1 protein-coding gene is annotated in these 1,115 nt (G+C 65.3%); it reads right to left on the bottom strand.

The window, feature by feature from the left end:
• Window positions 1–1,098 (bottom strand): condensation domain-containing protein (locus CCN51_RS51375; RefSeq protein WP_281262494.1); only part of this gene is annotated, 1,098 nt, incomplete at its 3' end.
• Window positions 1,099–1,115 lie beyond the last annotated feature (17 nt).

Below are 1,115 nucleotides of genomic sequence, written 5' to 3'. Positions count from 1 at the left end.
GCCCTCGAAGACGACCGCGACTGCGTCCGGCGTGCGTGCCACCTGGGCCTCGAAGAGCTCGGGCAGCAGGGTGTCGGGGAGGGGGTGTGCGGTGTCGTTCCACAGGGTGAGGACCTGGTGCCGCTCGGCATCGCCGAGGACGTCGATCCGGCTGACGGGCAGGTCCGGGTCCGCGGTGACCGACTCCAGCACCCGCACCAGCCGGCCGGCCAACGCCTCCATCGACGCCGCATCGAACAGATCAGTCCGATAGTCGACATGCCCACTCAGCCCACCCGGACTACCATCCCCCGCACGCAACTCACTGAGATTAACCGTCAGATCGAACTTGACCGCCACCGCACCCAACGGCTGATCGGTGATGTCCAGGCCGGGCATGGTGAGGTCTGGTCGGGTGTTGTTCTGGAAGGAGAGCATCACCTGGAACAGCGGATGCCGGGCCATGGACCGCTGTGGATTCAGCACCTCCACCAACCGCTCGAACGGCACATCCTGATGCGCGAACGCAGCAAGATCCGTCTCCCGCACCCGCCCCACCAGCTCACGGAACGTGGGATCACCACTCACATCCGTACGCAGCACCAGCGTGTTCACAAAGAAACCGACCAGATCATCCAGCGCATCATCAGTACGCCCCGCGACCGGAGTACCGATCGGAATATCCGTACCCGCACCCATACGGGTCAGCAAAACAGCCAGAGCAGCCTGAACGGCCATGAAGACACTCGCCCCACTGCCCCGCGCCAACTCCACCAGCCGCCCATGAACCCCGGCCGGAACCCGCACCCCCACACTGCCACCCACATGCGACGCCACCGCCGGCCGCGGCCGGTCCACCGGCAACTCCAACTGCTCCGGCACACCCGCCAGAACACCACGCCAATAACCCAACTGCCCCGAAATCACACTCCCCGGATCATCCTCACTTCCCAGCACCTCCCGCTGCCACAACGTGTAATCCGCATACTGCACCCCCAACGGCTCCCACCCCGGCACACCACCCGCCACACGCGCCCCATAAGCCACCGACAGATCCCGCGCCAACGGCGCCATCGACCACCCATCCGCCGCAATGTGATGCACCACCACCAACAACACAAACTCATCCCCACCCA

The organism is Streptomyces milbemycinicus, assembly GCF_002154605.1.
Classification (GTDB): Bacteria; Actinomycetota; Actinomycetes; order Streptomycetales; family Streptomycetaceae; genus Streptomyces; species Streptomyces milbemycinicus.
This window is presented reverse-complemented; position numbering and strand designations above follow the sequence as displayed.